Annotated in this window: 24 protein-coding genes; 11 read left to right on the top strand and 13 right to left on the bottom strand. The window is 64.3% G+C overall.

The genetic code is table 11. From position 1 onward, the window contains the following. Positions 1–2: 2 nt before the first annotated feature. On the bottom strand, positions 3–971 hold the full coding sequence (locus AT302_RS23145; RefSeq protein ID WP_058376012.1) for a LysR family transcriptional regulator: 969 nt from the start codon (positions 969–971) through the stop codon (positions 3–5). Positions 972–1,159: 188 nt separating this feature from the next. On the opposite strand from AT302_RS23145, the gene AT302_RS23140 reads away from it, so the two are divergent. The 3 genes from AT302_RS23140 (at position 1,160) to mmsB (ending at position 4,958) form a co-directional block, all read left to right on the top strand. After that, positions 1,160–2,347, top strand: coding sequence for an ABC transporter substrate-binding protein (locus tag AT302_RS23140; protein WP_058379894.1), 1,188 nt, complete (start codon positions 1,160–1,162; stop codon positions 2,345–2,347). 147 nt (positions 2,348–2,494) lie between these two features. Then, positions 2,495–3,994, top strand: a complete 1,500-nt coding sequence (locus tag AT302_RS23135) for a CoA-acylating methylmalonate-semialdehyde dehydrogenase (protein WP_058376011.1) — start codon at positions 2,495–2,497, stop codon at positions 3,992–3,994. Between the two features lie 31 nt (positions 3,995–4,025). Further along, positions 4,026–4,958, top strand: a complete 933-nt coding sequence (gene mmsB, locus AT302_RS23130; RefSeq protein WP_058376010.1) for a 3-hydroxyisobutyrate dehydrogenase — start codon at positions 4,026–4,028, stop codon at positions 4,956–4,958. Between the two features lie 103 nt (positions 4,959–5,061). On the opposite strand, the gene AT302_RS23125 is transcribed toward mmsB, so the two are convergent. Beyond that, positions 5,062–5,463 (bottom strand): hypothetical protein, encoded by a 402-nt coding sequence (locus AT302_RS23125; RefSeq protein WP_058379893.1) that lies wholly within the window; start codon positions 5,461–5,463, stop codon positions 5,062–5,064. A gap of 321 nt (positions 5,464–5,784) precedes the next feature. Here AT302_RS23125 and AT302_RS23120 point away from each other — a divergent pair, with 321 nt between their 5' ends. The 4 genes from AT302_RS23120 (at position 5,785) to AT302_RS23105 (ending at position 8,665) form a co-directional block, all read left to right on the top strand. After that, entirely contained in the window at positions 5,785–6,699 is a 915-nt protein-coding gene (locus AT302_RS23120) for a bestrophin family protein (RefSeq protein WP_058376009.1), read from the top strand. Positions 6,700–6,773: 74 nt separating this feature from the next. Beyond that, complete coding sequence (locus tag AT302_RS23115) at positions 6,774–7,130, top strand: ArsR/SmtB family transcription factor (protein ID WP_058376008.1); 357 nt, start codon at positions 6,774–6,776, stop codon at positions 7,128–7,130. Continuing rightward, complete coding sequence (locus tag AT302_RS23110) at positions 7,114–8,058, top strand: SRPBCC family protein (RefSeq protein ID WP_058376007.1); 945 nt, start codon at positions 7,114–7,116, stop codon at positions 8,056–8,058. Before AT302_RS23115 ends, AT302_RS23110 begins: the two co-directional genes overlap by 17 nt. A 199-nt stretch (positions 8,059–8,257) precedes the next feature. Continuing rightward, the gene (locus tag AT302_RS23105) at positions 8,258–8,665 is read left to right on the top strand and encodes a DUF4148 domain-containing protein (protein ID WP_058376006.1); all 408 of its coding nucleotides are present in this window, start codon (positions 8,258–8,260) and stop codon (positions 8,663–8,665) included. A gap of 87 nt (positions 8,666–8,752) precedes the next feature. Here the strand turns inward: AT302_RS23105 and AT302_RS23100 are convergent, their stop codons facing one another. Further along, positions 8,753–9,679 (bottom strand): hypothetical protein, encoded by a 927-nt coding sequence (locus tag AT302_RS23100; RefSeq protein WP_058376005.1) that lies wholly within the window; start codon positions 9,677–9,679, stop codon positions 8,753–8,755. Between the two features lie 273 nt (positions 9,680–9,952). Between AT302_RS23100 and AT302_RS23095 the strand changes: the two genes are divergently transcribed. Further along, entirely contained in the window at positions 9,953–10,378 is a 426-nt protein-coding gene (locus AT302_RS23095) for a hypothetical protein (RefSeq protein ID WP_058376004.1), read from the top strand. 104 nt (positions 10,379–10,482) lie between these two features. Here the strand turns inward: AT302_RS23095 and kefC are convergent, their stop codons facing one another. Both kefC and kefF read right to left on the bottom strand, forming a co-directional pair. Further along, the gene (gene kefC / locus AT302_RS23090; protein ID WP_058376003.1) at positions 10,483–12,369 is read right to left on the bottom strand and encodes a glutathione-regulated potassium-efflux system protein KefC; all 1,887 of its coding nucleotides are present in this window, start codon (positions 12,367–12,369) and stop codon (positions 10,483–10,485) included. Beyond that, positions 12,369–13,106 carry a glutathione-regulated potassium-efflux system oxidoreductase KefF gene (gene kefF, locus AT302_RS23085; protein WP_084656414.1) on the bottom strand — a complete coding sequence of 246 codons (738 nt, stop codon included), beginning with the start codon at positions 13,104–13,106 and terminating at the stop codon, positions 12,369–12,371. The genes kefC and kefF overlap by 1 nt, the downstream gene beginning before the upstream one ends. 238 nt (positions 13,107–13,344) lie before the next feature. On the opposite strand from kefF, the gene AT302_RS23080 reads away from it, so the two are divergent. Continuing rightward, positions 13,345–13,638 carry a hypothetical protein gene (locus tag AT302_RS23080; RefSeq protein WP_058376002.1) on the top strand — a complete coding sequence of 98 codons (294 nt, stop codon included), beginning with the start codon at positions 13,345–13,347 and terminating at the stop codon, positions 13,636–13,638. 13 nt (positions 13,639–13,651) lie between these two features. On the opposite strand, the gene AT302_RS23075 is transcribed toward AT302_RS23080, so the two are convergent. After that, positions 13,652–14,437, bottom strand: a complete 786-nt coding sequence (locus AT302_RS23075; RefSeq protein ID WP_058379892.1) for a helix-turn-helix domain-containing protein — start codon at positions 14,435–14,437, stop codon at positions 13,652–13,654. A gap of 178 nt (positions 14,438–14,615) precedes the next feature. Here AT302_RS23075 and AT302_RS23070 point away from each other — a divergent pair, with 178 nt between their 5' ends. Continuing rightward, positions 14,616–15,053 (top strand): hypothetical protein, encoded by a 438-nt coding sequence (locus tag AT302_RS23070; RefSeq protein ID WP_218918974.1) that lies wholly within the window; start codon positions 14,616–14,618, stop codon positions 15,051–15,053. Between the two features lie 3 nt (positions 15,054–15,056). Here AT302_RS23070 and AT302_RS23065 read toward each other — a convergent pair whose 3' ends face one another. The 6 genes from AT302_RS23065 to AT302_RS23040 form a co-directional block, all read right to left on the bottom strand. After that, positions 15,057–15,515, bottom strand: a complete 459-nt coding sequence (locus AT302_RS23065) for a cupin domain-containing protein (protein WP_058376001.1) — start codon at positions 15,513–15,515, stop codon at positions 15,057–15,059. A gap of 253 nt (positions 15,516–15,768) precedes the next feature. Next, on the bottom strand, positions 15,769–17,187 hold the full coding sequence (locus AT302_RS23060; protein WP_058376000.1) for an amino acid permease: 1,419 nt from the start codon (positions 17,185–17,187) through the stop codon (positions 15,769–15,771). 641 nt (positions 17,188–17,828) lie between these two features. Beyond that, positions 17,829–18,608, bottom strand: coding sequence for an SH3 domain-containing protein (locus tag AT302_RS23055; protein ID WP_058375999.1), 780 nt, complete (start codon positions 18,606–18,608; stop codon positions 17,829–17,831). A gap of 220 nt (positions 18,609–18,828) precedes the next feature. Beyond that, the gene (locus tag AT302_RS23050) at positions 18,829–20,373 is read right to left on the bottom strand and encodes an inorganic phosphate transporter (protein WP_084656413.1); all 1,545 of its coding nucleotides are present in this window, start codon (positions 20,371–20,373) and stop codon (positions 18,829–18,831) included. Positions 20,374–20,566: 193 nt separating this feature from the next. After that, positions 20,567–21,673 (bottom strand): S-(hydroxymethyl)glutathione dehydrogenase/class III alcohol dehydrogenase, encoded by a 1,107-nt coding sequence (locus tag AT302_RS23045; RefSeq protein ID WP_058375998.1) that lies wholly within the window; start codon positions 21,671–21,673, stop codon positions 20,567–20,569. A 193-nt stretch (positions 21,674–21,866) separates the two neighbouring features. Then, positions 21,867–22,664: an AraC family transcriptional regulator gene (locus tag AT302_RS23040; RefSeq protein ID WP_058375997.1), complete on the bottom strand. Its 798-nt coding sequence runs from the start codon at positions 22,662–22,664 to the stop codon at positions 21,867–21,869. A 112-nt stretch (positions 22,665–22,776) separates the two neighbouring features. Between AT302_RS23040 and AT302_RS23035 the strand changes: the two genes are divergently transcribed. Then, the gene (locus tag AT302_RS23035; RefSeq protein ID WP_058375996.1) at positions 22,777–23,937 is read left to right on the top strand and encodes a multidrug effflux MFS transporter; all 1,161 of its coding nucleotides are present in this window, start codon (positions 22,777–22,779) and stop codon (positions 23,935–23,937) included. A gap of 13 nt (positions 23,938–23,950) precedes the next feature. Here AT302_RS23035 and AT302_RS23030 read toward each other — a convergent pair whose 3' ends face one another. Beyond that, on the bottom strand, positions 23,951–24,553 hold the full coding sequence (locus tag AT302_RS23030; RefSeq protein WP_237172002.1) for a cupin domain-containing protein: 603 nt from the start codon (positions 24,551–24,553) through the stop codon (positions 23,951–23,953). Positions 24,554–24,649: the final 96 nt, after the last annotated feature.

The following is a 24,649-nucleotide window of genomic DNA, read 5'->3' as shown; positions in this document are numbered from 1 at the left end:
TCTCACGCCTGCACGAGTTTCCCGGCTTCGCCCTGCAATAACGCCTCGTTGCGCTGGGCTGCGTCGCGCAGGTAGTCCCACAGCGTGGTGATGCGCTTGAGCGTGCGCAACTCTTCATGGCAATAGATCCAGAAGCTGCGCGTGACGACGACTTCGTCGACCAGCAACGGCACGAGCCGTGAGTCTTGTGCGGCCATGAAGCACGGCAGGATCGCCAGTGCTTCGCCCTGCAATGCCGCCTGATATTGCGCGATCACACTCGTGCTGCGCATCACCACGTCGCAGCCCGGTACGACATCTTCCAGATAGCGCAATTCGTTACTGAACGACAACTCGTCGACATAGCTGACGAAACGGCGGCCGCTCAGGTCGGCAAAGGTTTCGACGCCGCCGTATTGCGCGAGATAGCCGGGCGTCGCGTACAACTGCAACCGGTAGTCGCATAGCTTGCTGCACACATAAGGCCCGCGCTGTGGCCGCTCGATGGTGATGGCGATATCGGCCTCGCGCTTCGACAGGCTCACGAAGCGCGGCACCGGCAATACGTCTAGCTGAATCGCCGGGTACTCGCGCTGAAAGTGCGAGAGCACGGGCGTGACGAAGTACGTGCCGAAGGCTTCCGTCGAGCCGATGCGCACGTGGCCGGAGAGCGTCTGCCCCAAACCCGCCACCTGCTCGCAGGCCGACTGCAAGGTGGTTTCCATCTGCTCGGCATGCACCAGCAACTGCTGGCCCTCGTGCGTGAGCGCAAAGCCTGCATTGCGCGACTTGTCGAAGAGCAGTGTGCCCAGCGATTGCTCCAGCGCCCGCACGCGGCGCGAGACCGTCGTGTGATCGACGCCCAGCCGTAACGCGGCCGCGCTCACGCGCTGCGTGCGCGCCACTTCCAGAAAGTATCGAAGGTCGTCCCAGTCGGGGCGCGGTTCTGCTCCCGTGACCGGGGTGGCGGATGCGTGCTTGCGGGTCGCCATGGGCGCCGTCTCCTATGTGCATTTATGCACAAAGTAGATGCAGCTATGTGCTATGTAAAGCAAATTCGCACAAATACAATTCATGAGCGCTGCGCATAGACGACAGCGACGTACGATAAAAACCAGGAGACAAAGCGATGAAGATCAAGCCGTGGCTGCTCGCGCTGGGACTGGGCGCGGGCTTTGGGATGATGTCGGTTGGCAGCATGGCGCAATTGCCGGACCGTCCGGTGAAGGTGGGGGTGCTCACCGACATGTCGGGCACGTATTCGGCAATGGGGGGCTCGGGGTCGGTGGTCGCCGCGCAAATGGCGATCGACGATTGTCTGGCCGCCGAATGCAAGGGCATGAAGATCGATCTGGTCTCGGCCGACAACCAGAACAAGGCGGATGTGGCCGCCAACAAGGCCCGCGAATGGTTTGATCGCGACAACGTCGACGCGGTGGCCGACCTGACCAATTCCGCCGCGGCGCTCGCCGTGCAGAAGATCGCCATGGATAAGCAGCGCATTGCGCTGTTCTCCGGCCCCGCGACCACGCGCCTCACCAACGAAGACTGCTCGCCCACGGGCTTTCACTGGATGTTCGACACCTATTCGCAGTCGGCCGCAACGGCGCGTGCGATGGTCAAGAACGGGGGCAAGACGTGGTACTTCATCACGGTCGATTACGCGTTCGGGCACTCGCTCGAGAAAGACGCCGCCGATAACGTGAAGGCGCTGGGCGGCACGGTCGTGGGCCAATCGCGCCATCCGCTCAACGCTTCGGATTACGCCTCGTTCCTGTTGTCCGCGCAAAGCTCGAAGGCGGAAGTGGTTGCGCTCGCCAATGGCGGGCAAGACACCGTCAATGCGCTCAAGCAGGCGCGCGAGTTCGGCATCGTGCAACGCGGGCAGAAGCTGGCGGCGCTGCTGGTGTTCCTCTCCGATGTGCATGCACTCGGTCTGAATACCGCGCAGGGGCTGATGTTCACGGATGGCTTCTATTGGGACTTCGACGATGCCTCGCGCACGTGGTCGGCCCGCTTCCAGAAAAAGTACAAGGACCTGAAACCGACGATGGTGCAGGCCGGTGTGTATTCGAGCGTGCTGCATTACTTGCGCGCCGTGGCCGCGACGAAGAGCGTGGATGCCAAGGTGGTTGCGCAAAAGATGCGTGAAATGCCGATTCGCGATCCGATCATGCACAACGCCTCGATTCGCCCCGATGGCCGCGTGATTCACGACATGTACCTGTTCCGCGTGAAGTCGCCCGCCGAGTCGAAAGGCCCGTGGGATTACTACACCACGGTCGCGACAGTGCCCGCCACCGAAGCGTTCCAACCGTTGTCGAAGTCGACCTGCTCGCTGGTGAAGACCACCGCCGCAGCGCGATAACTGCTTCAACTGCCGGGCAACGGTCTCGCGCCGATTGCCTATCTTTGAGTTACCGGCGGCGCTGTGTGGGGTGTGGACGTTGTTCAACATCGCCCCGCAGGCCGCCATTCCTGAACTTTGCATTCGTTTCGATCTGGAGAGCGTGTCATGTCCCTGCCTACCATTCCGCTGCTCATCGACGGCCGTCGCGTTGAGTCGAAGACGTCGCAATGGCGCGACGTCGTGAACCCTGCCACGCAGGAAGTGATTGCACGCGTGCCGTTTGCTACCCCGGAAGAACTCAATGCCGCGGTCGCGTCGTCGAAGGCGGCTTACAAGACGTGGCGTGCCACGTCGCAGGCGTCGCGCATGCGCGTGATGCTGCGCTTTCAACAACTGTTGCGCGATCACACGGGCGAACTCGCCGAGCTGATCACGCGTGAGCATGGCAAGACGCTGCCCGATGCCGAAGGCGAAATCGGTCGTGGTCTGGAAGTGGTCGAGCACGCGTGTTCGATCGCCTCGCTGCAACTGGGCGAATACGCGCAGAATGCGGCGGGCGGCGTGGATGTGTACACACTGATCGAACCGCTGGGGGTGTGCGCCGGTATCACGGCGTTCAACTTCCCGGTGATGCTGCCGTGTTTCATGTTCCCGCTGGCGGTCGCCACCGGCAACACGTTCGTGCTCAAGCCGTCGGAACAAGACCCGAGCGCTTCGCTGCGGCTGGCCGAACTGGCGCTCGAAGCCGGTCTGCCCCCGGGCGTGCTGAACGTCGTGCATGGCGGCCCGGACACGGCCAACGCCATTTGTGATCACCCGGATATCAAGGCGGTCTCGTTCATCGGCTCGACGCACGTCGGCACCCATATCTACCGTCGTGCGTCGGAAGCCGGCAAGCGTTGTCAGGCGATGATGGGCGCGAAGAATCATTGCGTGATCCTGCCGGACGCCGATCGCGAACAAGCCATCAATCATCTGCTGGGCGCGGCATTCGGTGCGGCCGGTCAGCGTTGCATGGCCACGTCGGTCGCCGTGCTCGTGGGCGAGGCCCGTGAGTGGGTGCCTGAGTTGGTCGAACGCGCTCGCGCGCTCAAGGTAGGCCCGGGCACCGATCGCAAGGCCGATCTCGGTCCGGTGGTGTCGAAGCAGGCGCGTGCCCGTATCGAGAAGTTGATCGGTGCCGGTGTAGAAGAGGGCGCAAAGCTGTTGCTCGACGGACGTGGGCATGTCGTGAAGGAAGCACCGGAAGGCAACTTTGTTGGCCCGACGATCTTCGACGGCGTGAGCGCCGAGATGTCGATCTATCGCGACGAAATCTTCGGGCCGGTGCTGTGCATGACCGGTGTCGATACGCTCGACGAAGCGATTGCGTTCGTCAACGCCAACCCGAACGGCAACGGCGTGGCGCTGTTCACGCAGGATGGCGGTGCAGCACGTCAGTTCCAGAATGAGATCGACGTCGGTCAGGTCGGTATCAACTTGCCGATTCCGGTGCCGGTGGCGTGGTTCAGCTTCACGGGCTCGCGCGGCTCGAAGCTCGGCGATCTGGGCCCGAACGGCAAGCAGGCGATTCTGTTCTGGACGCAGACCAAGACCGTGACGGCCCGCTGGCAAGCACGCGGCACGGGCCCCTCGGGTGTGAACACGACAATCACGCTGAAGTAAAACGCACGGCTATTTTTCGGGAGACATGACGATGGCTACGGAAACGACCTCTCAGCCCACATGGCGCGTCGCGTTCATCGGGCTGGGCAATATGGGCGGCCCGATGGCCGCGAATCTGGTCAAGGCCGGTCACACGGTGCGCGGCTTCGACCTGTCGGGGGCGGCCGTCGACCGGCTCGCTGCCGGGGGCGGTCAGGCGGCCAAGTCGATTGCCGACGCCGTCCGCGACGCACAGGTGGTGATTACGATGCTGCCGGCAGGCGAGCACGTGCTTGCCGCGTATGACGGTCCGGAGGGTGTGCTGGCCAATGCGCCGTCCGATGCGGTGCTGATCGACAGCAGCACGGTGCCGCCGGAGATTCCGCGCCAATTGGCGAAGCTCGCGCGCGCCGGTACGGCCTTGCTCGATGCGCCGGTGTCGGGTGGCACGGCGGGGGCGGCGGCAGGCACGCTGACGTTCATGGTCGGGGGCGACGCTGCGCTCGTCGAACGCATGCGGCCGCTGCTGGCCAACATGGGCCGCGCCATTCATCACGGTGGTGCGCTCGGTGCCGGTCAGACGCTCAAGCTGTGCAACAACATGCTGCTCGGCATTCTGATGGCGGGCACGAGTGAAGCGTTACGGCTGGGCATTGCCAACGGGCTCGACCCGAAGGTGCTCTCGGCGGTGATGCAGCAAAGCTCGGGGCGTAACTGGACGTTGGAGGTCTACAACCCGTGTCCGGGCGTGATGGAGAACGCGGCGTCGTCGCGTGGCTACACCGGCGGGTTTGCGACGGACCTGATGGCCAAGGACCTGCGTCTTGCGCATGGGGCCGCAGCGAGCAGCGATGTCGCGACGCCGCTGGGCGATCTGGCACGACGCATCTTTGAAGTGCATCGCGCTAATGGTCATGGCGCGCTCGACTTCTCCAGCATCTTTCAGGACCCGGTGACGTTGGCGCAAGCGCTCGATGTGAAGTAACGAGGGGCATGCGTCATCAAGATAAAACGCCCGATGGCTTGGCAGCCACCGGGCGTTTTGTCATGCGAGCGTTCGACGGGTAAAGCGGCTCGCTTCCCGCAGATCAGCCAGCAATCATGTGATGCAGTTGATCGAGTTCTTGATTGAGCGCGCGCTGTTCGTCACCCGACAAGCCACCGCCGTGCTGGGCGGCCATATCACGCGCTTCCTGCGCGATGGCATCGAGTCGGCGATGCAACTCGTAGCCGCGCGGCGGCGGGTAGTAGCCTTGGTTCACGTGGTTGTCGATGTCGCGCGATTCGTTGCCGATACGACGGTCGATCTGCTCGCGACGCTGCACGGCGACGGTGTGCGGGTCTTGCTCGACCACGACACGCGCGGCAGGCGCGGGACGAGGCGGCTCGACGACGCAGCCAGACAGCGTGCCAACCACGCCGGCGAGGCCGGCGACCAGTGCGAGAGCGGCCAGGCCGCGAGACTTACCCTGAGTGCGATGTGGATTCATGATCGTTATTGAGCACTTGTACACGCCAAGACGGCGCAGTTGCATTCTCGCGAGACGCACACACGGCGGATAGCGATGTTGCATTCGGTTGCAACCATTTCAGCCGCGGCAATGTGACGCAGGCATCGATGCACCGTTTTGGCACGGCGCCGCTAGCGGACAAGCCCGCCGGGCGGCGCGGCGCGCAGGTTTGGCCGGTCGCCGCCAGATTCGTTGAAATTGCCGGAAATCGTTGCCGGACGCGGGGCAGGGGCGTATGATGCCCGCGAATTGGCTCCCCCCACAGCCTGTCCTGAGCGCTTGCGAGCGCCATTTGCCGCCATGATCGTCCGTCCCAATCTGCATTGGCTGCGCATGCTTTTCGTCGTGCGCGGCTCGATCGTGCCCAAGATCGCCACGCAGCTCATCTTCACCACGATCATTTCGATTGTCGTCACCGTGGCGCACGGCCGTGTGTTCGAGTGGAAGATTCCGCTCACGTTCGTGCCGTTCTCGCTCATCGGTATCACGCTCGCGATCTTTCTCGGTTTTCGTAACACCACGAGCTATGCCCGCTACTGGGAAGCCCGCGTGCTGTGGGGCAGCGTGCTCAACGAGACGCGCGCCCTCGCCCGTCAGTCGATGACGCTGGTCTCGGACACCTCGGATTCGCCGCGTTTCGTCGCCTACCTGATCGCATTCGTGCACGGCATGCGCCACCAGTTGCGCGGCACGGACCCGCGCGCGGATTTCGAGCGTCTGCTGAGCCCGGAAGACGTGAAGTGCCTGATGCGCAAGCAATTCAAGCCGATCACCATTTTGCTGATGGCAGGCGAGTGGTTGCGTGAGCGCCGGCTGAAGGGCCAGATCGACGCGCCGCTTGCGCAGGTCATGGAGATGCACCTCGACCGGCTTGGCGAGGCCATCGGCGGCTGCGAACGCATTGCCTCGACGCCGATCCCGTTCACGTACGGCGTGATCCTGCACCGCGTGACGTATCTCTACAGCGTGCTGCTGCCGTTCGGTCTGGTCGACTCGATCGGGCTCATGACGCCGGTGATCGTGGCGTTCATCTCGTACACGTTCTTCGCCCTCGAAGCCGTGAGCGCCGAGATCGAAGAGCCGTTCGGGCTCGAACCCAACGACCTCGCGCTCGACGCGATGTCCGACACCACCGAGCAATCGCTGCGCGAGATCCTGCACCGCCAGCACACCGCGAAGCTGCGCGAGCGCGGCGATCACCACATCATCACCTGAGCCGGTTTCTCCCTCGGCAAGCATTTGATACTAAAGTGCTTGCTTTACTATTTTGCGCGACTATACTCAAGCACATGCTTGACCATGACAACACTCTCGATCTGACGTTTCAGGCGCTGGCCGACACTTCCCGCCGCGCCATGCTCGTGCGCCTGGCGCAGGGGCCGGCGTCGGTGAGTGCGTTGGCGCAGCCGCTGGCGATGTCGCTACAGGCGGTCATGCAGCACCTTGCCGTGCTTGAGAGCGCGGGATTGGTGCGAACGGAAAAGGCCGGCCGTGTGCGTACGTGCCGGATCGAACCTCAGGCGCTGAGTCTTGCAGAGCGATGGATCAACCAGCGCCGACATGAGTGGGAGGGCCATCTCGACCGGTTGGGCGAGTATCTGGCCAACCTGCCGCCCGAAGGAGCGATTCATGAGGACAGCAAGTGATGGCGTGGCGCCCCTGCCACCGATGACGATCGGCCGGACCTATGCGGCCGCGAGCGATGCCGTGTTCCGGGCATGGACGACGACGGAAGCGGTCAAACGCTGGTTTTGTCCGACTGGATATACCGTTCCCGAGGCGCAGGTCGATGCGCGCGTGGGCGGAGTGTTCGAACTGCGGATGCAGTCGCCCGAAGGCGAGTCGCACTGGATTCGCGGGCGGTTCACCGAAATCGACGCGCCGGTGCGGCTGGTAATCGAGATGGACGTGACGGACGCCACCGGGCATGTCCTGTTCCGTGCGCACACGACGGCGGGTTTCGCCAATGTCTGCGACGGCACGCGGCTTGAAGTCGAGCAACGCTATACGGTGGTCGATCCGGCGTTTGCGTGGATGCCCGCCGGCGCAAGCCAAGGCTGGGCACAGACGCTCGACAAACTTGCCCGCGAAGTCACCCGCTTCGACGTGGACGCGCCTTCGCATCGTTCGGTCGTGCACGCGACATTTCGTATCGAACGGCAATATGCGGCGACGCCTGCGCGCGTCTTCCGTGCACTGACCGAGCGCGAAGCCAAGGACCGGTGGTTCACCGGCGGCGCGGGCTTCACCCAGTTGGAGCGCTCGATGGATGTGCGCCCCGGGGGCCGTGAGCACTCGAAAGGGCGCTGGGCCGGTGGCATGGTCTCGACATTCGATGCGCAGTATTTCGACGTCGTGACCGATACGCGTCTGGTCTACGCCTATGAAATGCATCTCGACACCCGCAAGATCTCGGCGTCCCTCGCCACCATCGAACTGCGCGCGCATGACGGCGGCACACAACTCGTCATGACAGAGCAAGGCGCGTTTCTCGACGGCTACGACGACGCCGGTTCGCGCGAGCGGGGCACACATTTCTTGCTCGACGCCCTCGGCGCATCGCTGGCCAACTGAGACGTTCGCGCCCCGAGATCGTTACGGGGCGCGGTTTCTCAGGGTTTGCACCAATACCGGGCATGTGATTCTCATCGAAACACGCAATAGTTCGTGGACAAATATCGCGTTTTTCATTGCATTTGCGAGTTCTAGACTTCCTTCCATCGACGGCGCTTTAACAAAACAAAGCCGTCGCAACTGACAGGAGTTTTCAAACATGAACCGCAAGAACATCGCAATCGCCCTTATCGCCGCCGCCGCTTCGTTCGGAGCCGCCTCCAGCTACGCTGTTGAAAACGGTAACAACTACCCTGACGTCGCTTCGCAAGGTGCGCCGCTGACCCGCGCTGCCGTGCTGGCCGATCTGGCCCAAGCCCGCGCCAACGGTCTGATCCCGCAAGGCGACGCCGACTATCCGGTGTACGTCGCTTCGGGCGAAGCCAAGAGCCGCGTTGAAGTGAAGAGCGAACTGGCCCAAGCCCGTGCCGAAGGCCTGATGGCTGAAAACGACGTGAATTACCCGATCGTCGTGTCGCAAGGCCCGAGCGTTTCGCGTGCTGACGTCAAGCAAGAACTCGCCCGCGCCCGCGCTGCCGGCGAACTGAATGTGAGCGAAGGCAGCTGATCTGCCAGTATCGCCCGCAGCATCAAGTGAAAAGCCGTCCCATTGGGGACGGCTTTTTTCATTGGGCTGGGCAAAGCGGTGACGGCCTCAGGCTTTCATAAAGCGCAACGCCAGACGCGCCAGTTTCGGCACGAAGGTCGGCCGCAGCAGGCGCTTGTCGTAGCCGTCCATGCGGCGCGCGTCTTCTTCCAGACACAGCGCAATCAGGTCGCGCGGCTTGAGCGATTCGCCGATCTCGGCCGTGCTGGTCGCGGGGAAGTTGGCATCGCGGGCCACGCCGTCGGTGTCGATGCCGCGTGCGATTGCCATGCGGTCCCAGATCAACGTGACCCACACGGCGACAACGCGCGCGTAAAACCACGGGCGTTTCCAGAACGGCAGGTTGCGGCGATGCCACGCCACCCAGTTCGCGAAGAACAGGATGTGGCGCGCCTCTTCCTGAATCACCGGCTCAAACGTCTCTACGAGGGCCTCGGGGAAATAACCCGAACGCTGGGCCGATCGGAACAGCCCGAACGCGACGAAGCTGTCGATGCACTCGCTGAAGCCGGTTTTCATCCACGCCCATTCGGGATCGTCCGGCGGCGGATACGCGGGCTCGGGGGCCAGCTCGATGCCGTAGGCTTCTACCAGCTTGGACAACACCACCTTGTGACGCGCCTCTTCCTCGCCATCCATGACGAGGGCTTCGCGTAATAGCGGATCTTGAATGGTTGCGGCGTAGGTGGCCACGCGAATGGACGCGCGGCCTTCGGTCTGCACGGCGATGTCCCAGATGGGCAGCGCGGTCAGCCGTTTGAGGGCGTCGGGCGGAAGCGCCGGCCAGTCGATGACGGCGGGCTTGTAGGGGTTGTGCGACGCCAGCAGCATGCGGCAAAACATCTGCTTGTGGGAGTCCGAACCAATTGCCACATGGCCATCGACATCGTATTGCCAATGGCGCATGACGTGGTCTGCCTCGGCCTCCGCGACGGCTATCGCTTGCGCGTCGGACGTCTGTTCGGGATATCGCATGAGGTATCGATCAGGTCTGCATTCGCAAAAATCATACCATCAGGCAATGTGAGCGCGCCGTGCAGAATTGTCGGTTCGCGGCGCGCGAATGCGAGACGAAATCCCGGCGGAAGTGAGACGTCCACCCGTCAAAAGTGCGTTTGAAATATGCTGTAATTGTTTCGTTTGACGCAACGCGCGTTATCGCCCGGCAGCGTTTATCCTGAGTCAAGGGCTCACTAGACTGGTGAGCCCGCTGTCGCTGTTTTTCAGCTTCTTTGCATTGGACTCATCATGACGTTGACCCTTGAGCAACTTTTTCCGCAGCATCGTCCCGAAGGTGAAGCCGTGGCCACGGCTCTCGACAGTCACGCCGTTGTGCAGGCGCTGTCGCTGGCGTGCGCCGAGCATCCGCTCGTCTTGCTGCGCATGATGTACCCGGCCACGGATGCCACCACGCACCGCAGCCGCGACGAACTTGCCGAAGTGCTTCACCGCCACGGCTTGCATCAGGTCGCCGGCCTGATCGAAGAAGAGTCGCCATACCTGATGTTCACGTCGGTCGCGCACGCCTTCCTCACGCTGGTGGAAATTCGCCGCTACTCGGCCGCGATTGCCGTGCATCTCTACTATCGCGGCTTGGCCGGCACCGATGCCGAAGAACGCCTGCGCACCGACGCCAAAGTGCCGGCCGACGGGCATTTCAAGCCGTTCGATTAAGCCAGAATGAAGCCGCGCGGTTTAGTGGTTCGACAAGCGGCTCTATGCGCTGGATAGTGTGATGGCGGACGCAGCGCGCAGACTTACACTGCGCGCTGTGTCGATTATTGCCCAGCGCTTTTCTCTTGCGCTTCCGGTGGCGTGGGCGTCATGTCTGGCGCTTTGTCACCATCCCAGCCGAACGTGACCTGCCGCTGCGCTTTGCGCTGTTCGCGCTCGCGCGTCATCTGCTCCTCGAACTGACGACGGCCTTCCTTGGACTTCGCAATCATCTTGTTGCGGTCCTGGTAGAAGGGGTACATCTCGTCCGTCAACTTGATGTTGCCGCGCCGGAACGCCATGGTCGCTTCGCGCGCTTCGGCAGCCGGCCAGCCGAGTTCTTCCAGCACCGAACGTGCGCTGCGAAGCGACGACTCGAACACTTCCCGCTCGATGTGCTTCACCCCCCGGTCGCGCAACTGGAATAGATGCCCCACGTTGCGTGCCCGCGCGACGATCGGCACCTCTGGAAAATGTTCGCGCAACAGATCCACGATCTCCAGCGACTGATCGACATCGTCGACCGCGACCACCACGGCGCGTGCATTGGCGACACCGGCGATGCGCAGCAGGTCGAGCCGCGTGGCATCGCCGTAGAACACGCGAAAGCCAATCTGCCGCAGGCTTTCGATGGTGTCCGGATCATGATCGAGCACCGTCACCGACACACCTTGCGGTATCAACGCCCGCCCGACGATCTGGCCGTAGCGGCCAAACCCGCAGATCACCACGCTCGCCGTCTGCGGCTCGGCAATCTCCTCCATGCGCGGCGAACCCTTGAGGCTGTAGCGCGGCAGCAGCCACTTGTCGATGGCGACGAGCAGCAGCGGCGAGATCAGCATCGAGAGCGCGACGGCACCGATCAGGAATGACGACACGGCAGGCGGCAAGACTTGCGGGCCTGCCGACTGAAACACCACGAAGGCGAATTCACCACCCTGTGCCAGCAGCAGCGTGAAGATCGGCCGCTCCTGATACGGGAGCTTCATCAGGCGCGACAACCCGAAGATCGCGAGCCCCTTCACCGCCATGAAGCCGACGACCACCGCCAGCATGCGCAGCGGCTGCGCAAACAACACGCCGAAGTCGATGCTCATGCCCACGGCGATGAAGAACAACCCGAGCAGCAACCCCTTGAACGGCTCGATGTCGGTTTCGAGTTCGCGGCGGTATTCGCTTTCTGCCAGCAACACCCCGGCGAGGAACGCGCCCAACGCCATCGACAACCCAACCCACTGCATCAACGCGGCAATGGCGACGACGAGCAGCAGCGCGGCGGCCGTGAAGATTTCCGGCGTCTTGCTGTTGGCAATCCAGCGCAGCAGCGGGCGCAATGCCAGCCGGCCACCGAGAATGATGGCCGCGATTACGCCGACGATTTTCAGGGCTTCGAGCGCACGCTGGGTGCCGGTCAGGGCGTGGCTGTCGACCGAGTTGGCGAGCAGCGGCAGCAGCGCGAGAATCGGGATCGCCGCGACGTCCTGAAACAGCAGGATCGAGAAGCCGGCCTGTCCGCTGGGCGTGCCGAGCAGGTTGCGCTCGGCCATCACCTGCAAGGCAATTGCCGTGGACGACAGCGCCAGTCCGAGCGCTGCGACGAGGGCAATGCGCCACGGGGCTCCGAGCGCAAAACCTGCGCAGAACAGCAGCACGGCGCAGCCAATGACTTGCGCAGACCCCCAGCCAAAGATCGGCCGCCGCAAATTCCACAGGCGGCGCGGCTCCAGTTCGAGACCCACAAGAAACAACATGAGCACCACGCCGAACTCGGCAAAGTGCAGCACGTCTTCCACACGCGAGACGAGCCCCAGACCCCACGGGCCGATGGCGATGCCAGCGGCGAGATAACCGATGATCGCGCCGAGCCCCAACGCCCGTGAGAGCGGCACCACGATGACCGCTGCCGCAAGATAGATCAGGCTGGCGAGCAGCCACGACGGGACGTGTTCCATCAGAGGGCCCTCCCGGGACGGGCGTCGGTGTCAGCGTCAGCGGTGGCCGGTGCGCTTAGCGCAGGCGGCGCAACTTCCGGCGGGCAGCGCGGACGGTCGCTGTCGGGGATGTCGCTGCACTCGGGGGCGGCGTCCATCGAGATCAGTTCCGGCCATTGCGGATAGGTCGCCAGACGACCGGCGAACTCAGTCACGTGCGCGTCAAGCGTGGCATCGCCGCTGCGGCGCGCCCCGAAAAACACTTGCGGCGGCAGGAAGCGCATGCCGCACAGTCGTGCTGTCTGCTCATAGGCGGGCAGAAAGTCGGCGAAGTCGTGCTGGTTGTAGCCTTCGGCGCAGTAGCTGGCCTGCGGGCCGCCCGTGCTCGGCACCAGCCAGAGATCCTTTCCGGCGAGCGCGTGGCCATCGTGTCCGTACGCCCAGCCCCACGTGAGCACCTCGTCGAACCACAGTTTTTGCAGCGGCGGCATGCTGTACCAGTAGATCGGATGCACGAGCACGATCAGGTCGGCACGCGCCACGCGCTGCTGTTCGGCAGCGACGTCGATGCTGAAGTCGGGATAGGTCGAATACAGGTCGTTCACGTCCACACCGGCAATGCTGCGCGCGGCGTCGAGCAGGCGGCGGTTCACACGTGAGTCGCGCCAACGCGGGTGGGCCACGATGACGTAGATGGCGCGCCCGGGCGTGCTGTCGGCCGCCGTGGGGAGGGCTGGGAGGGAAGCGGGTTCGGTCATGCGAGCGAGAATACCGCATTCGCATGACGGTGGATGGTGCCGAGAGTGCCGATCGCATCGATCGCACTGATGTTAAAGACTGTGGTGGCAGCGGCCGTTAAGTGTGGATATGCTTCACTGAGCTTTCGATGGCTCCGTTTCGCCCGGTCCGATGCCCGGTGCCAACAGGGGTTGAAGTCACATAACAAGAACTTTTGCGCGGGGGCCGCTTGACGGTCGATACCTGCGCTACACCGACATGTCGCCGCAAGCCTTTCGCAATACCGTCAACATGATCTATCACGGCCGCAACGTCGCTCTGGCGTTGCTGCTGGTTGCACTCCTCTACAACCAGACCTTCTGGGTGTTCGTGAGTGCTGTCGCGGCAGCGCTGTGTACCGGTGCGCTGCGCGAGGCCGACCGCATGCCCGAAGACGAGGATGTGCCGCCGCGCCCGCTCGTCATTCAGGTGCTGCGTATCTCTGTGCCGCTGCTGCTCACGATGTTCGCCATCGGCTACGGCGTGGTGTGGTTCAACCGTAATTTCGGCTGACGGCGCCCCGGCGTCACAACACCATGGCGCGCATGGCCCGGCCCGTCGCGTCATCGGCCGGATAAAACGCTTCGAGCGCCAGTTCGGCGAGTGTCACATCCACCGGCGTGCCGAATACCGTCGTTGTGCTGAAGAACGACAGCAGGCCAGCATCGGTGCGCAACTGCATCGGCACGAAGATGCTCGCCGATGCCGGCACCGCAGGCGGTGGCTCGCGCGACCTCACCGGATACGCCTTCAACTCCTCATACAACTCGCCCAGCGTGGCGTCACCGCTCGCATGAATCTGCTGACGCAGACGATGCAGCAGATGCGCGCGCCATTCGGGCAGATTCGCGATGCGGGGTGCCAGCCCGTCCGGATGCAGCGACAGGCGCAACACGTTGACCGCACCGCTTAACAACGATGGGTCCACGCCAGCGAGCAGTGGCATGACGGCGCGGTTCGCCGCCAGCAATGTCCAATGGCGATCGACGGCCAGCGCCGGGTAAGGCTCGTGGCCATCGAGCACGCGCTGCACGGCTTCGCGGGCCACCGCCATGTCGGGGGCATCGAACGCGCGGGCTTCGAAGCGCGGCGCAAAGCCCGCCGCAACCAGCATTGCATTGCGCTCGCGCAACGGGATGTCGAGCGCCTGCGCAAGATGCAGCAGCATCTCGCGGCTCGGCTGCGCGCGGCCTGTCTCGACAAAACTCAGATGGCGCGTTGAGATCTCCGCTTCCAGCGCGAGATCGAGTTGGCTCATGCGCCGGCGCTGACGCCAGTCGCGCAACAGGGTTCCGATAGCAGGTGTGGTCATGAAACGGATGATAGCGGCTGGGGAATGCACCGCCATTACCTCGCAGGTAATCGACGGCGTGTCGTGGGCTCACCAAGATGGCAGCCAGCGAGACCCGATGTCTCGTCGTCCTGATCACCCGCCGCAACGTTGATGTCTGCGTGCGGCGCGGATCGGTCCAACTTCGATGGAGGTCGCCATGATGTCATCCCGTCAAACGTCGTTTCAGTCTTCGGCGCAAACGTCGGTTCAATCGTTATTTCTTGCCCGCGTGTTGCTCGCCGACGCACTCGTCAGTGGCGCAGTGGGGCTGTTGCAGGTGCTTGCGGCTGCACCGCTGGCCGCACTGCTGGATCTGCCCGCGGACGGTCTGCGCGCGACCGGGCTGGTACTGCTCGTCTATGGGGCGGCGCTGGTGTGGCTGGTGCGCCGCACGACCTTGCCGGCGGGAGCTGCATGGGCAGTGATCGCCATCAATGCGATCTGGGCGCTCGACTGTGCCGTGTTGCTCGCGTCGGACTGGATTGCGCCGAACGCGCTGGGCGTGGCGTTCATCGCCGTGCAAATCGTGACCGTGCTGGTGTTTGCCGAACTGACGTTCATCGGGTTGCGCCGCCGTCGGGCGGCGCAGACCTGACGGTTATTTCACGAACTGGATGTCGTTCGGTGCCTGCGGCGGCAGCTTGATTGCCAGCACCTTGAACTCGCCGCTGGTGTTTTGCGACCCGGCGTGCACGGTGCCACGCGGAATGATGATGAGATCGCCCGGGTGCACGTCGCGCTGCTGGTCGCCCAGCCAGAACGTGCCGCTACCGGCAATCACGTACTGAATCTCATCGGCGTCCTGATGCGTGTGGCGCGGCACGTTGCCGCTTTGCACGGCGACGGTGCCGTTGGTCGTGGCCACGAGCGTGCGCGAGCGCAGCGTGCCGACGTTGGGCACGAGCTTGCCGATCTGCTCGTCGGTCATGGCGCCGACGTCGATGATTTGCGGGGTGAGGGCGGTGGCCTGCGCCACGGCGCTGGGCATCAGATGGGACGAGAGGAAGCCGGCGGCGAAGGCGGCAGGTACGGCAGCAAGCAGGACGTAGCGACGCATGTTCTTGTTCCTTTTGTGGGTGCTTTGTGAGCCTTTGTGAGCGGCAAGCAACGGAATTCACGAGCGAGCGACTTGCAGAACCGCCATGAAGGCGGGCGGCCCGCGCGACACGATCAAGCGTGCAGCAGGGGCCTGTGCCGGACTATACGCGCTCCCGCGCGAGGGCGGGATGCGGAATTGTCGGTAGACGGAAAGGGAGCAGCGGCGGCCCTGATGACAGGGACCACCACTTGATACTGCCGACGACTTTCGATTATTGCGGCGGTTGCGCAGGCACGTCGCCGTGGTTGTGCAGCAGCGCGTTGCGGCGCGCGTAGGTGAAGTAGATCACCATGCCGATGGCGAGCCACATCACGAACGCGATCCAGGTCGCGGCTTGCAGGTGGGCCATCAGGAACAGGCAAAGGCCTGCGGAGATCAGCGGCACCACCGGCGCACCGGGCACGCGAAACGCACGGGGCAGGTCAGGACGCGTGCGGCGCAGCACGAGCACGGCGACCGACACCAGCGCGAACGCCGACAGCGTGCCGATATTGATCAGCTCGGCGAGCACGCCCAACGGGACGAACCCGGCGATGACGGCAAACACGACGCCGATGATCCACGTGCCCGCAAACGGCGTCTTGTGCGTCGGGTGGATGCGCGAGAGCATCGGCGGCAGCAGGCCGTCGCGCGACATCGCGTAGGTGATGCGCGTCTGGCCGTACGTCATCACCAGAATCACGGTCGTCATGCCGAGAATCGCACCCAGATCGACGAAGCCTGCGACCCAGTTCTGCCCCGCATATTGCAGGGCCAGCGACACCGGGTGATCCACGCCCGCGAACTGCGCGAACGGCACGATGCCGGTCATGATGGCGGCGACCGCCACATACAGCAGCGTGCATACGATCAGCGAGCCGATGATGCCAATGGGCAGATCGCGTCCCGGGTTACGCACTTCCTCGGCGGCGGAGGTCACCGCGTCGAATCCGATGAACGCGAAGAACACGAGCGCCGCAGCGTTGAACATGCCGCTGGTGCCGAACGGCATGAACGGCGTCCAGTTGGCCGGCTTCACGTGCCATACGCCCACGGCGATGAAGAGCAGCACCACGCCGATCTTGATCGCGACCATCAGGTTGTTGATTCGCGCCGACTCGCGCACGCCGTACGACAGCACCCACGTGACCAGCAGCATGATGACGACGGCGGGCAGGTTGATGAAGGTCGTCACGCCCGGCACGCTGCCCGGTGCCGCCGTGATGACGGCGGGCAGGTGCAGGCCGAAGCCGGCCGCCAGCGACTGGAAGTAGCCCGACCAGCCGACCGATACGGCCGACGACGCCAGACCGTATTCGAGCATCAGATCCCAGCCGATGATCCACGCGACGATCTCGCCGAGCGTCGCATAGCTGTACGTATAGATCGAGCCGGAGACGGGGATCGTGGACGCGAACTCGGCGTAGCACAGCGCGGCGAAGCCACAAGCTGTGGCCGCGATCATGAACGAGACGGTGAGCGCCGGGCCAGCGGTGAGCGCGCCCGTGCCGGTGAGGACGAAAATGCCGGTGCCGATGATGGCGCCGATGCCCATCAGGACCAGATCGATGGGGCCCAGCACCTTGCGGAGACTGCCGGTGCGGCTTGCCGCCAGCATGTTCTCGATGTTTTTGGTTCGAAAAAGACTCATGACCTGCAAAAGGTTCCTGCAACGTATGTCTCTGGCGCACGCGTGACGCGCGCCATGGAGAAATCCCGCGGGCAACAATGTCCCGCGACCTGGCTGCAAGGGCACCCTGGGCTTGTGGCCGCTCGTTCCCATGCCTGACGGATTGGCCACAGGGTGGGCGAGCGCCGCTCATGCCTGATCGCTCTCGGGTGCGTGGCTGCTGCAAAGGCATCGGCCACGGATGACGAGGCCGCCGACGGCACGCACGGGTGGTGCATACCTGACGCGGCATGGCGATAGGCAACCGCGACGTGCAAAGGCACGCCGGGGCGGGACGAACACGATCGAGACTTACGGAGGATCTTGCCGGACTGCCGTGAACGTCGCGCGATGAGGCTGCGACGGCACGTCTGAGAGATCTGCTAAGTGGTCTGCAATGTGACGGGTGCCCGTTAAGCTGGCTAGCAAAACACCGGCGCCGGGGCACCGGTGTGTCAGTTGCGTGCTTGCGTTGCTAAGGGCTCGCTGTCCTGCGGGCCGGCCATCGGCGCCTGATCGGCGCCTCCGCCTGGCCGGCAATGCTCACATTTTAAGCGTTTTTCCCAAAACGCGTGCAGTGGTCACTGAATTGGGGTCACGTACTCCGGGTGCCGGTTCGGGGATCAGCGATCACCGCCCGGACGCCCACCGCCGCCACCACCGTGGCCGCCGCCACCGCCGCCATGGCCGCCCCCATTACCACCGCCGTGGCCTCCACCGCCGCCGCCGGGCGGGCGCGGACCGTGTCCACCACCGCCGCCGGGAGGCCGCGGGCCGGGGCCCGCCCCGTGCCCGGGAGGACGACCCGGACCCGGGCCGGCACCGTGACCGGGCGGGCGTGGGCCGGGACCTGCACCGTGTCCCGGTGGGCGGGGTCCGGGACCTGCGCCATGGCCGGGCGGGCGCGGGCCCGGACCCGGGTAATGGCCGCCCGGCGGACGCGGTCCCGGGCCGCCGCCCCAATGCGGCGGGCGTGGACGGGGCGGCGGGCGGTGCCAGTAGCGCTGATCGTTGTACCAGGGGCGGCCACGGTAATAGTTGCCCCAGTACGCGCCGATGGAGAACGTCACGATCGGCAGACCGATCATCGTGCCGTAGTTCAGCACGGGCACCGGACTGCCCTGATACGGATAGCTCAGCAGCGCCGCGTAGATCCAGCCGCGCGAGCCCGGCAGGCCGATGTCGCACCACGTGTAATCGGACAAACAGCCGTACACCGTCACCGGCATGCCCGGCCCCGCCTGCGAGACGACCGGATAGTCGCTCGCCGGGCCGGCCCGCACGTTGGCCGGGGAATTGATGACGGCCTGACTCGCTTGCGCCGACGCCACACCGGGCAATGCCGCGAGTGTGACAACCGTCGCGGCGCCCGTGATGACGAGCGGCAAGAAGCTTTTGTTCATTGCATTCTCCCTGTCGTAACCGTGTGTCCGGCGTCAGGCGAAATGCGCGCCGGACGACACGCTTCGTAATGTTGTATGGGTTTCGACCGGCGGAGTGCCCACTTGGTTTGCTGTCACGCGTATCGAAACCGGACGGCAATGTTTGTGCGCATTACAGGGCTTACAAAATGGGAAGGTCTTTGCGGCCCCTGTCGAGCCACGTCCATTCGCCCGCTGCGCCTCAGAATACCTGCCGGAACGCCCAGTAGAGCCCGCCGGCGAGCACGATCGCGGCGGGCAGGGTCAGGGCCCACGCCAGTAACAAATTCCGGATGGTGTCCCACTGCAACCCCGACCCGTTGATGGTCATGGTGCCGGCCACGCCCGACGACAACACATGGGTGGTCGACACGGGCAGCCCGTAGAGATCGGCCGCGCCGATGGTCGCCATCGCCACCAACTCGGCCGATGCGCCTTGCGCGTAGGTCAGGTGCTTCTTGCCGATGCGCTCGCCTACGGTCACGACAATGCGTCGCCAGCCGACCATCGTGCCCAGCCCCAACGCGATTGCCACGGCTACTTTCACCCAGAAGGGGATGTATTTCGTTGCCTCGTCGAGTTGCGCCCGGAACGCGTGCAGTGCGCGCGCCGTGTCGGGGGCAATTGCCGTGTCGCGCCGCCGTTCCAATAGCCGAATCGATTCGGCGGCGAGGTACATGTCGTTGCGCACATTGGTTACTGAGGTGGCGGGCATGCGGGCAAACGAGCCGTGGCTGGCGACTTCCTGCGCAATGTCGCCGGTGAGGACCGACAACGCAGGCACCACGGCGGCCGTGAGGGTCTCGGTGCGCACGAAGGCGGTGAGCACGTCGCGGGGCGGCGCGGTTGCGGTGCTCGCGATAGCGACACCGGCAGGCAGCGGCGGATGGGCGGCCAGAGAGCGCTGCGCGGTCTGCGCCGTGGCGACGAACTGAGCAACCTGCGCGTCGGGCATGGCGTGGTTGAGCGCGTAGGCCATGGGCACGGTGCCGACCAGAATCAGCATGATGAGCCCCATGCCCTTCTGGCCGTCGTTGGACCCGTGCGCGAACGAAACGCCGGTGCAGGTGAGGATCAGCAAGCCGCGAATCCACCACGGCGGCGGCGTGCGCGGTTTCGGCGATTCATACAGCGCCGGGTTGCGCACGCAAAACTTCAGGGCGACAAAGAGCGCCGCAGCGCAGCCGAAACCAATGATCGGCGAGAGCAGCAGCGAGTATCCGACGGTGGTGACCTGTCCCCAGTCGATGCCGCCCGCGCCGCTAGTCACATCGCGTCCGCGCATGAGTGCATTGGCAAGGCCGACACCGACGATCGAGCCAATCAGCGTGTGCGACGACGAGGCGGGCAGGCCCAGCCACCACGTCGCCAGATTCCAGACGATCGCAGCGATGAGCAGCGCGAAGACCATGGCGAAGCCCGCCGACGAACCCACTTGCAGAATCAATTCGACCGGTAGCAACGAGACGATGCTGAACGCGACCGCGCCGCTGGAGAGCAACACACCGAGAAAGTTGAACAGGCCCGACCACATCACCGCGATGCTGGGTGGCAGCGAGTTGGTGTAGATGACGGTAGCGACCGCGTTGGCCGTGTCGTGAAAGCCGTTGACGAACTCGAAGCCGAGAGCGATCACGAGCGCGATGACCAGCAGCGCAAACGGCAGCAGCGCCATCGAATGCTCGCCCGTGCGGCCAACATCGCGAACCAGACTGTAGGTGGTGAAGACGAGACCCGCGACGAGCATCGTCAGAAAGACAGCCAGGCGGATGCGATGCCGCCGCCGACGTGCCCGGGCAAGCGGCCCGGTGGGATCACCCGCCGCAGGAGGCGCGAGCGGGTGGCCCGGTGGGCGCACCGGATCGGGTGACGCGGCGCTTGCCTCGCCGGGGCGGGTCACGATGGGGCGGGGGCCCTGTCGATGACGTTGATCGCGTCGATCAGTACAGCACGACCGAGCGGATCGACTCGCCGCGCTTCATCAGATCGAAGCCTTCGTTGATCTGGTCAAGGCGCAGCGTGTGCGTGATGAGATCGTCGATGTTGATCTTGCCTTCCATGTACCAGTCGACGATCTTCGGCACGTCGGTACGGCCGCGCGCGCCGCCGAAGGCCGAGCCCTTCCACTCGCGGCCCGTCACCAGTTGGAACGGACGCGTGCTGATTTCCTGTCCGGCCGCTGCCACACCGATGATGAACGACTGGCCCCAGCCCTTGTGGCAGCATTCGAGCGCCTGACGCATGGTCGTGACGTTGCCGATGCACTCGAACGAGTAGTCGGCGCCGCCGTCGGTCAGTTGCACGATGGTGTCGACCACGTTTTCGACGTCGTTCGGGTTGATGAAGTGCGTCATGCCGAACTTCTTCGCGAGTTCCACGCGGCCCGGGTTGATGTCGACGCCGATGATCTTGTCGGCGCCCACCATCTTGGCACCCTGAATGACGTTCAGGCCGATGCCACCGAGACCGAACACCACGACGTTTGCGCCCGCTTCGACTTTCGCCGAGTACACCACGGCACCCACGCCGGTGGTCACGCCGCAGCCGATGTAGCAGACCTTGTCGAACGGCGCGTCGGAGCGCACTTTCGCCACGGCGATTTCGGGCACGACGATGTAGTTCGAGAACGTGGAGGTGCCCATGTAGTGGAAGATGGGCTTGCCGTCGAGCGAGAAGCGCGACGTGGCGTCCGGCATCAGGCCGCGCCCTTGCGTGCTGCGGATCGCCTGACACAGGTTGGTCTTGCGCGACAGGCAGAACTTGCACTGACGGCACTCGGGCGTGTACAGCGGAATGACGTGATCGTCTTTCTTGAGCGTGGTCACGCCGGGGCCGACGTCGACCACGACGCCCGCGCCTTCATGGCCGAGAATCGCGGGGAAGATACCTTCCGGGTCAGCGCCCGAAAGCGTGTAGTAGTCCGTATGGCAGATGCCGGTGGCCTTGACCTCGATCAGCACCTCGCCAGCGCGCGGCCCTTCCAGATCAACTTCCTCGATGGTCAGGGGCTTGCCGGCTTCCCAGGCAATGGCGGCTTTGGTTTTCATTGAGAAATTCCTCGTTGCAACGACGTTTGGGGTGATTCCCTTCGCGACGTACCTTACCGCGTTCTAAAGTTGCACGCGAGTCTTGACACGCGGGTTGCATGAAAAAAGCAGCGCCGGGTGCGCAATTTGCAAGGCACACAGGGCGTGAGCGCGTGGGTGACATTCGCTGACCTTCACCGGCAATGGTTCGACTTTAGCGCCCGTGTGTGACGTCTCGTCGGGCAACTTCCTGACGCAACTGACCCGGTGTCTTGCCGGTCATTCCTTTGAAGAAAGCGATGAACGCGCTTTCGCTGGCGAAACCGAGCGAGTGCGCGACCCACGCAAGCGTTCTGCCGCTCGATAACCCCTCTACGGCACGAATCAGCCGCCATTGCTGACGCCACTGCTGATAGCTCATGCCGGTTTCGCGCTGGAAGATCCGCCCGATGGTCCTGACGCTGGCGCCGACGGTGCGCTCCAGATCGGCGAGGGCGGGCGGTAGTTGTTCCGGATGCGCAAACAATGGGGCGAGTCGCCGGTCGGTCGGCAGCGGTAACAGCAACGGTTGGCGTGCCGCGGTGGCGGTCTCGGCCAGACACAAGGCCAACAAATGGCTGGCGGTGCCCGTCGACCAGTCGGTGTCCCACGCGGCGAAGGCGATGCGCTCGAACACTTCGCGCAGCAGCGCGCCGACCTCGATGACTTCGATTTGCGCGGGCAGCGTGTCGGTCCACGGCTCGCCGAGAAAGATCGAACGGTATTCCACCGGCGTGCCGGTCACTGCGCGATGCGTTACCCCGGGGGGAATCCATGCGGCGCGCGTGGGCGGCAGCAGACACAACTGATGCGCGAGCGTGATGCGAACGCAGCCGTGCTGCGTGAACAGCCACTGCCCCATGCGGTGTCGATGCGCCCCGGAGTCGTGATTGCCAAGCGTGGACGCAATGCCGATCGCGTTGCGCGACAGGGTGTCGGGATCGAACGCTGCCTGAGGATCAAGCCATGCCATGGCGAGGGCGGTGCAAAGAATTGTCCGATTTGATGGATAAATCGACGGAATACCAATAATACGTCAGACCACGCCCCTGCAAGATGCTGCCTTCACTTTCCAGGAGCTTTCCATGACTTTGCCTACCCGGCGCGAGATGGCGTTGCCCATCGCGCTCCTAATGTTTCCGCAGATCGCCGAGACGATCTACAGCCCAGCCCTCGTCGATATCGGCGAGGCATTTGGCGTGGGGCCGGCCGCCGCGGCCAGCACGCTCTCGGTCTACTTTTTTGCGTTTGCCATCGGCGTGGTCGTCTGGGGGCGCATGTGTGATGTGATCGGCCGTCGTCCGACCATGCTGTTCGGCCTCGCGATCTATGCGGTGGCGTGCGTCGCGGCGCTGTTCGTCGATACCTTCGGTGCTTTGCTCGCCGCTCGCGTGACGTCGGCCTTCGGGGCGGCGGTCGGATCGGTGGTGACACAAACGATCTTGCGCGATCGGTATCAGGGGCCTGCGTTGGGGCAGGTGTTTTCGATGGTCGGCATGGCGCTCGCCGTGAGCCCGGCTATCGGCATGTTCTCGGGGGCGGTGCTCGCGGGCTGGCACGGTTACGCCGGGGTGTTCGGCGGGCTGGCGGTGCTGGCGGTCGCGCTGCTCGGCTGGAGTGTGATGCGTTTGCCGGAGACGCGTCCGCCGCAGGTCACGAAGGTGCCGTTGTTCGCGACGTTGTGGGTGATGCTGCGCGACTTCGATATCTGGTGCTCGGCGGCGCTCGTCGCGCTATTCAACACCTGCCTCTTTTCGTACTACAGCCTTGCGCCGTTCATGTTCGAGCGGCTTGGCGTCAGCACGACGCTGTTCGGCTACTCGGGGCTGGCGCTCGCCCTTGGCTCCGGCATCGGCGCGAGTCTCAACAAGCGATTGCTGGCACGCGACGTCGCGCCGCAACGCATTGTGATGACGGCCAGCGTGCTGGCGACGATCAGCGGCGCCGCCATTCTGCTGCTCTCGGACACCTTGTGGTTCCTCGTACCGGTCATGCTGCTGGTTGTGGCGTTCGGGCTGGCGATTCCCAACATTCTGAGCAGCGCACTGGCGCGTTATCGTGACCGGCTCGGCACCGGCGGTGCAGTACTCGGACTGTATTACTACCTGCTGATCGGCGCGGGGCTCACGCTCTCGGGCATGGCGCAGACGCTCGGCGGCACGTACTTCTTGTGCGGTCTCGCGGCCGTAGTGTTGTGCGCCACGCGAGCGTTGAAAACACCTCGCGAATGCGGTGTCGGCGGCTGATCGGACACGCGGATCACGAAGGCTGGGCAGCCGGTTCGTAGATGGTCAGCGGGCCGCAGTTCTCGTTCGTCACGAAGAACGCGAGCAAACGCGCCGAGTGCACCGGGTCGGGGTTTTCGGACATCGTGTGCAGGGTGCCCGGCGGCTCGAACCACGTTTGATTCGCGTGATAGGTGACGGGCACCTCGGCATTGAGTTGCGACCGGATCGTGCCTTCGATCACGACGGCAGTCACGGCGCCCGGATGACGATGGGGCGGCGAGAAGGCGAGCGGCGGAAATTCCACGATCGCCGTCGTGACCGATTTGCCGGGGGCGTTGGCCAAGGGCTCACACGACAGTGGCGTGAGCTTGGTGGCGGGACGAGCAGCCGCATCATTGCCTGCCGATGCGCTTGCCATCATGGCCGTCGTGGCGCTCGCCGTCAGCGTGCAGAACGTGTCGAGCCAGCCCGGGAGCGCGCGTTGCGCGGGGGGTGTCATGGCCAGACCGGCGGCAGCGATACCCAACGCCGCGAGGACACCGGTGGTGCGGTGTGCCATCAGCGGCGCCACGTGGGTAGTGCGTGGCGAGCGGGGCACGCGCGCTGTACGCGAGAGTTTCGAAACGTTGAACATGGCGAATCCTCCGGAAAGGACTTCAGCTTAGAGAGCCAATGTCCTGTCAGGAAGTGCCAAAAAATGGCAAATCAACTATGCCATGTTGATGCGGTG

Source organism: Pandoraea norimbergensis (assembly GCF_001465545.3).
In the GTDB taxonomy this organism is placed as follows: Bacteria; Pseudomonadota; Gammaproteobacteria; order Burkholderiales; family Burkholderiaceae; genus Pandoraea; species Pandoraea norimbergensis.
Note: the sequence above shows the minus strand (reverse complement) of the source record. Positions and strands in the feature narration are given on the sequence as shown.

What these genes read in the sequence shown, in the direction of transcription:
- AT302_RS23145 (WP_058376012.1), bottom strand. Translation starts at nt 971, where the DNA reads ATGGCGACCCGCAAGCACGCATCCGCCACCCCGGTCACGGGAGCAGAA.
- AT302_RS23140 (WP_058379894.1), top strand. Translation starts at nt 1,160, where the DNA reads ATGATGTCGGTTGGCAGCATGGCGCAATTGCCGGACCGTCCGGTGAAG.
- AT302_RS23135 (WP_058376011.1), top strand. Translation starts at nt 2,495, where the DNA reads ATGTCCCTGCCTACCATTCCGCTGCTCATCGACGGCCGTCGCGTTGAG.
- mmsB (WP_058376010.1), top strand. Translation starts at nt 4,026, where the DNA reads ATGGCTACGGAAACGACCTCTCAGCCCACATGGCGCGTCGCGTTCATC.
- AT302_RS23125 (WP_058379893.1), bottom strand. Translation starts at nt 5,463, where the DNA reads ATGAATCCACATCGCACTCAGGGTAAGTCTCGCGGCCTGGCCGCTCTC.
- AT302_RS23120 (WP_058376009.1), top strand. Translation starts at nt 5,785, where the DNA reads ATGATCGTCCGTCCCAATCTGCATTGGCTGCGCATGCTTTTCGTCGTG.
- AT302_RS23115 (WP_058376008.1), top strand. Translation starts at nt 6,774, where the DNA reads ATGCTTGACCATGACAACACTCTCGATCTGACGTTTCAGGCGCTGGCC.
- AT302_RS23110 (WP_058376007.1), top strand. Translation starts at nt 7,114, where the DNA reads ATGAGGACAGCAAGTGATGGCGTGGCGCCCCTGCCACCGATGACGATC.
- AT302_RS23105 (WP_058376006.1), top strand. Translation starts at nt 8,258, where the DNA reads ATGAACCGCAAGAACATCGCAATCGCCCTTATCGCCGCCGCCGCTTCG.
- AT302_RS23100 (WP_058376005.1), bottom strand. Translation starts at nt 9,679, where the DNA reads ATGCGATATCCCGAACAGACGTCCGACGCGCAAGCGATAGCCGTCGCG.
- AT302_RS23095 (WP_058376004.1), top strand. Translation starts at nt 9,953, where the DNA reads ATGACGTTGACCCTTGAGCAACTTTTTCCGCAGCATCGTCCCGAAGGT.
- kefC (WP_058376003.1), bottom strand. Translation starts at nt 12,369, where the DNA reads ATGGAACACGTCCCGTCGTGGCTGCTCGCCAGCCTGATCTATCTTGCG.
- kefF (WP_084656414.1), bottom strand. Translation starts at nt 13,106, where the DNA reads ATGACCGAACCCGCTTCCCTCCCAGCCCTCCCCACGGCGGCCGACAGC.
- AT302_RS23080 (WP_058376002.1), top strand. Translation starts at nt 13,345, where the DNA reads ATGTCGCCGCAAGCCTTTCGCAATACCGTCAACATGATCTATCACGGC.
- AT302_RS23075 (WP_058379892.1), bottom strand. Translation starts at nt 14,437, where the DNA reads ATGACCACACCTGCTATCGGAACCCTGTTGCGCGACTGGCGTCAGCGC.
- AT302_RS23070 (WP_218918974.1), top strand. Translation starts at nt 14,616, where the DNA reads ATGATGTCATCCCGTCAAACGTCGTTTCAGTCTTCGGCGCAAACGTCG.
- AT302_RS23065 (WP_058376001.1), bottom strand. Translation starts at nt 15,515, where the DNA reads ATGCGTCGCTACGTCCTGCTTGCTGCCGTACCTGCCGCCTTCGCCGCC.
- AT302_RS23060 (WP_058376000.1), bottom strand. Translation starts at nt 17,187, where the DNA reads ATGAGTCTTTTTCGAACCAAAAACATCGAGAACATGCTGGCGGCAAGC.
- AT302_RS23055 (WP_058375999.1), bottom strand. Translation starts at nt 18,608, where the DNA reads ATGAACAAAAGCTTCTTGCCGCTCGTCATCACGGGCGCCGCGACGGTT.
- AT302_RS23050 (WP_084656413.1), bottom strand. Translation starts at nt 20,373, where the DNA reads ATGCTCGTCGCGGGTCTCGTCTTCACCACCTACAGTCTGGTTCGCGAT.
- AT302_RS23045 (WP_058375998.1), bottom strand. Translation starts at nt 21,673, where the DNA reads ATGAAAACCAAAGCCGCCATTGCCTGGGAAGCCGGCAAGCCCCTGACC.
- AT302_RS23040 (WP_058375997.1), bottom strand. Translation starts at nt 22,664, where the DNA reads ATGGCATGGCTTGATCCTCAGGCAGCGTTCGATCCCGACACCCTGTCG.
- AT302_RS23035 (WP_058375996.1), top strand. Translation starts at nt 22,777, where the DNA reads ATGACTTTGCCTACCCGGCGCGAGATGGCGTTGCCCATCGCGCTCCTA.
- AT302_RS23030 (WP_237172002.1), bottom strand. Translation starts at nt 24,553, where the DNA reads ATGTTCAACGTTTCGAAACTCTCGCGTACAGCGCGCGTGCCCCGCTCG.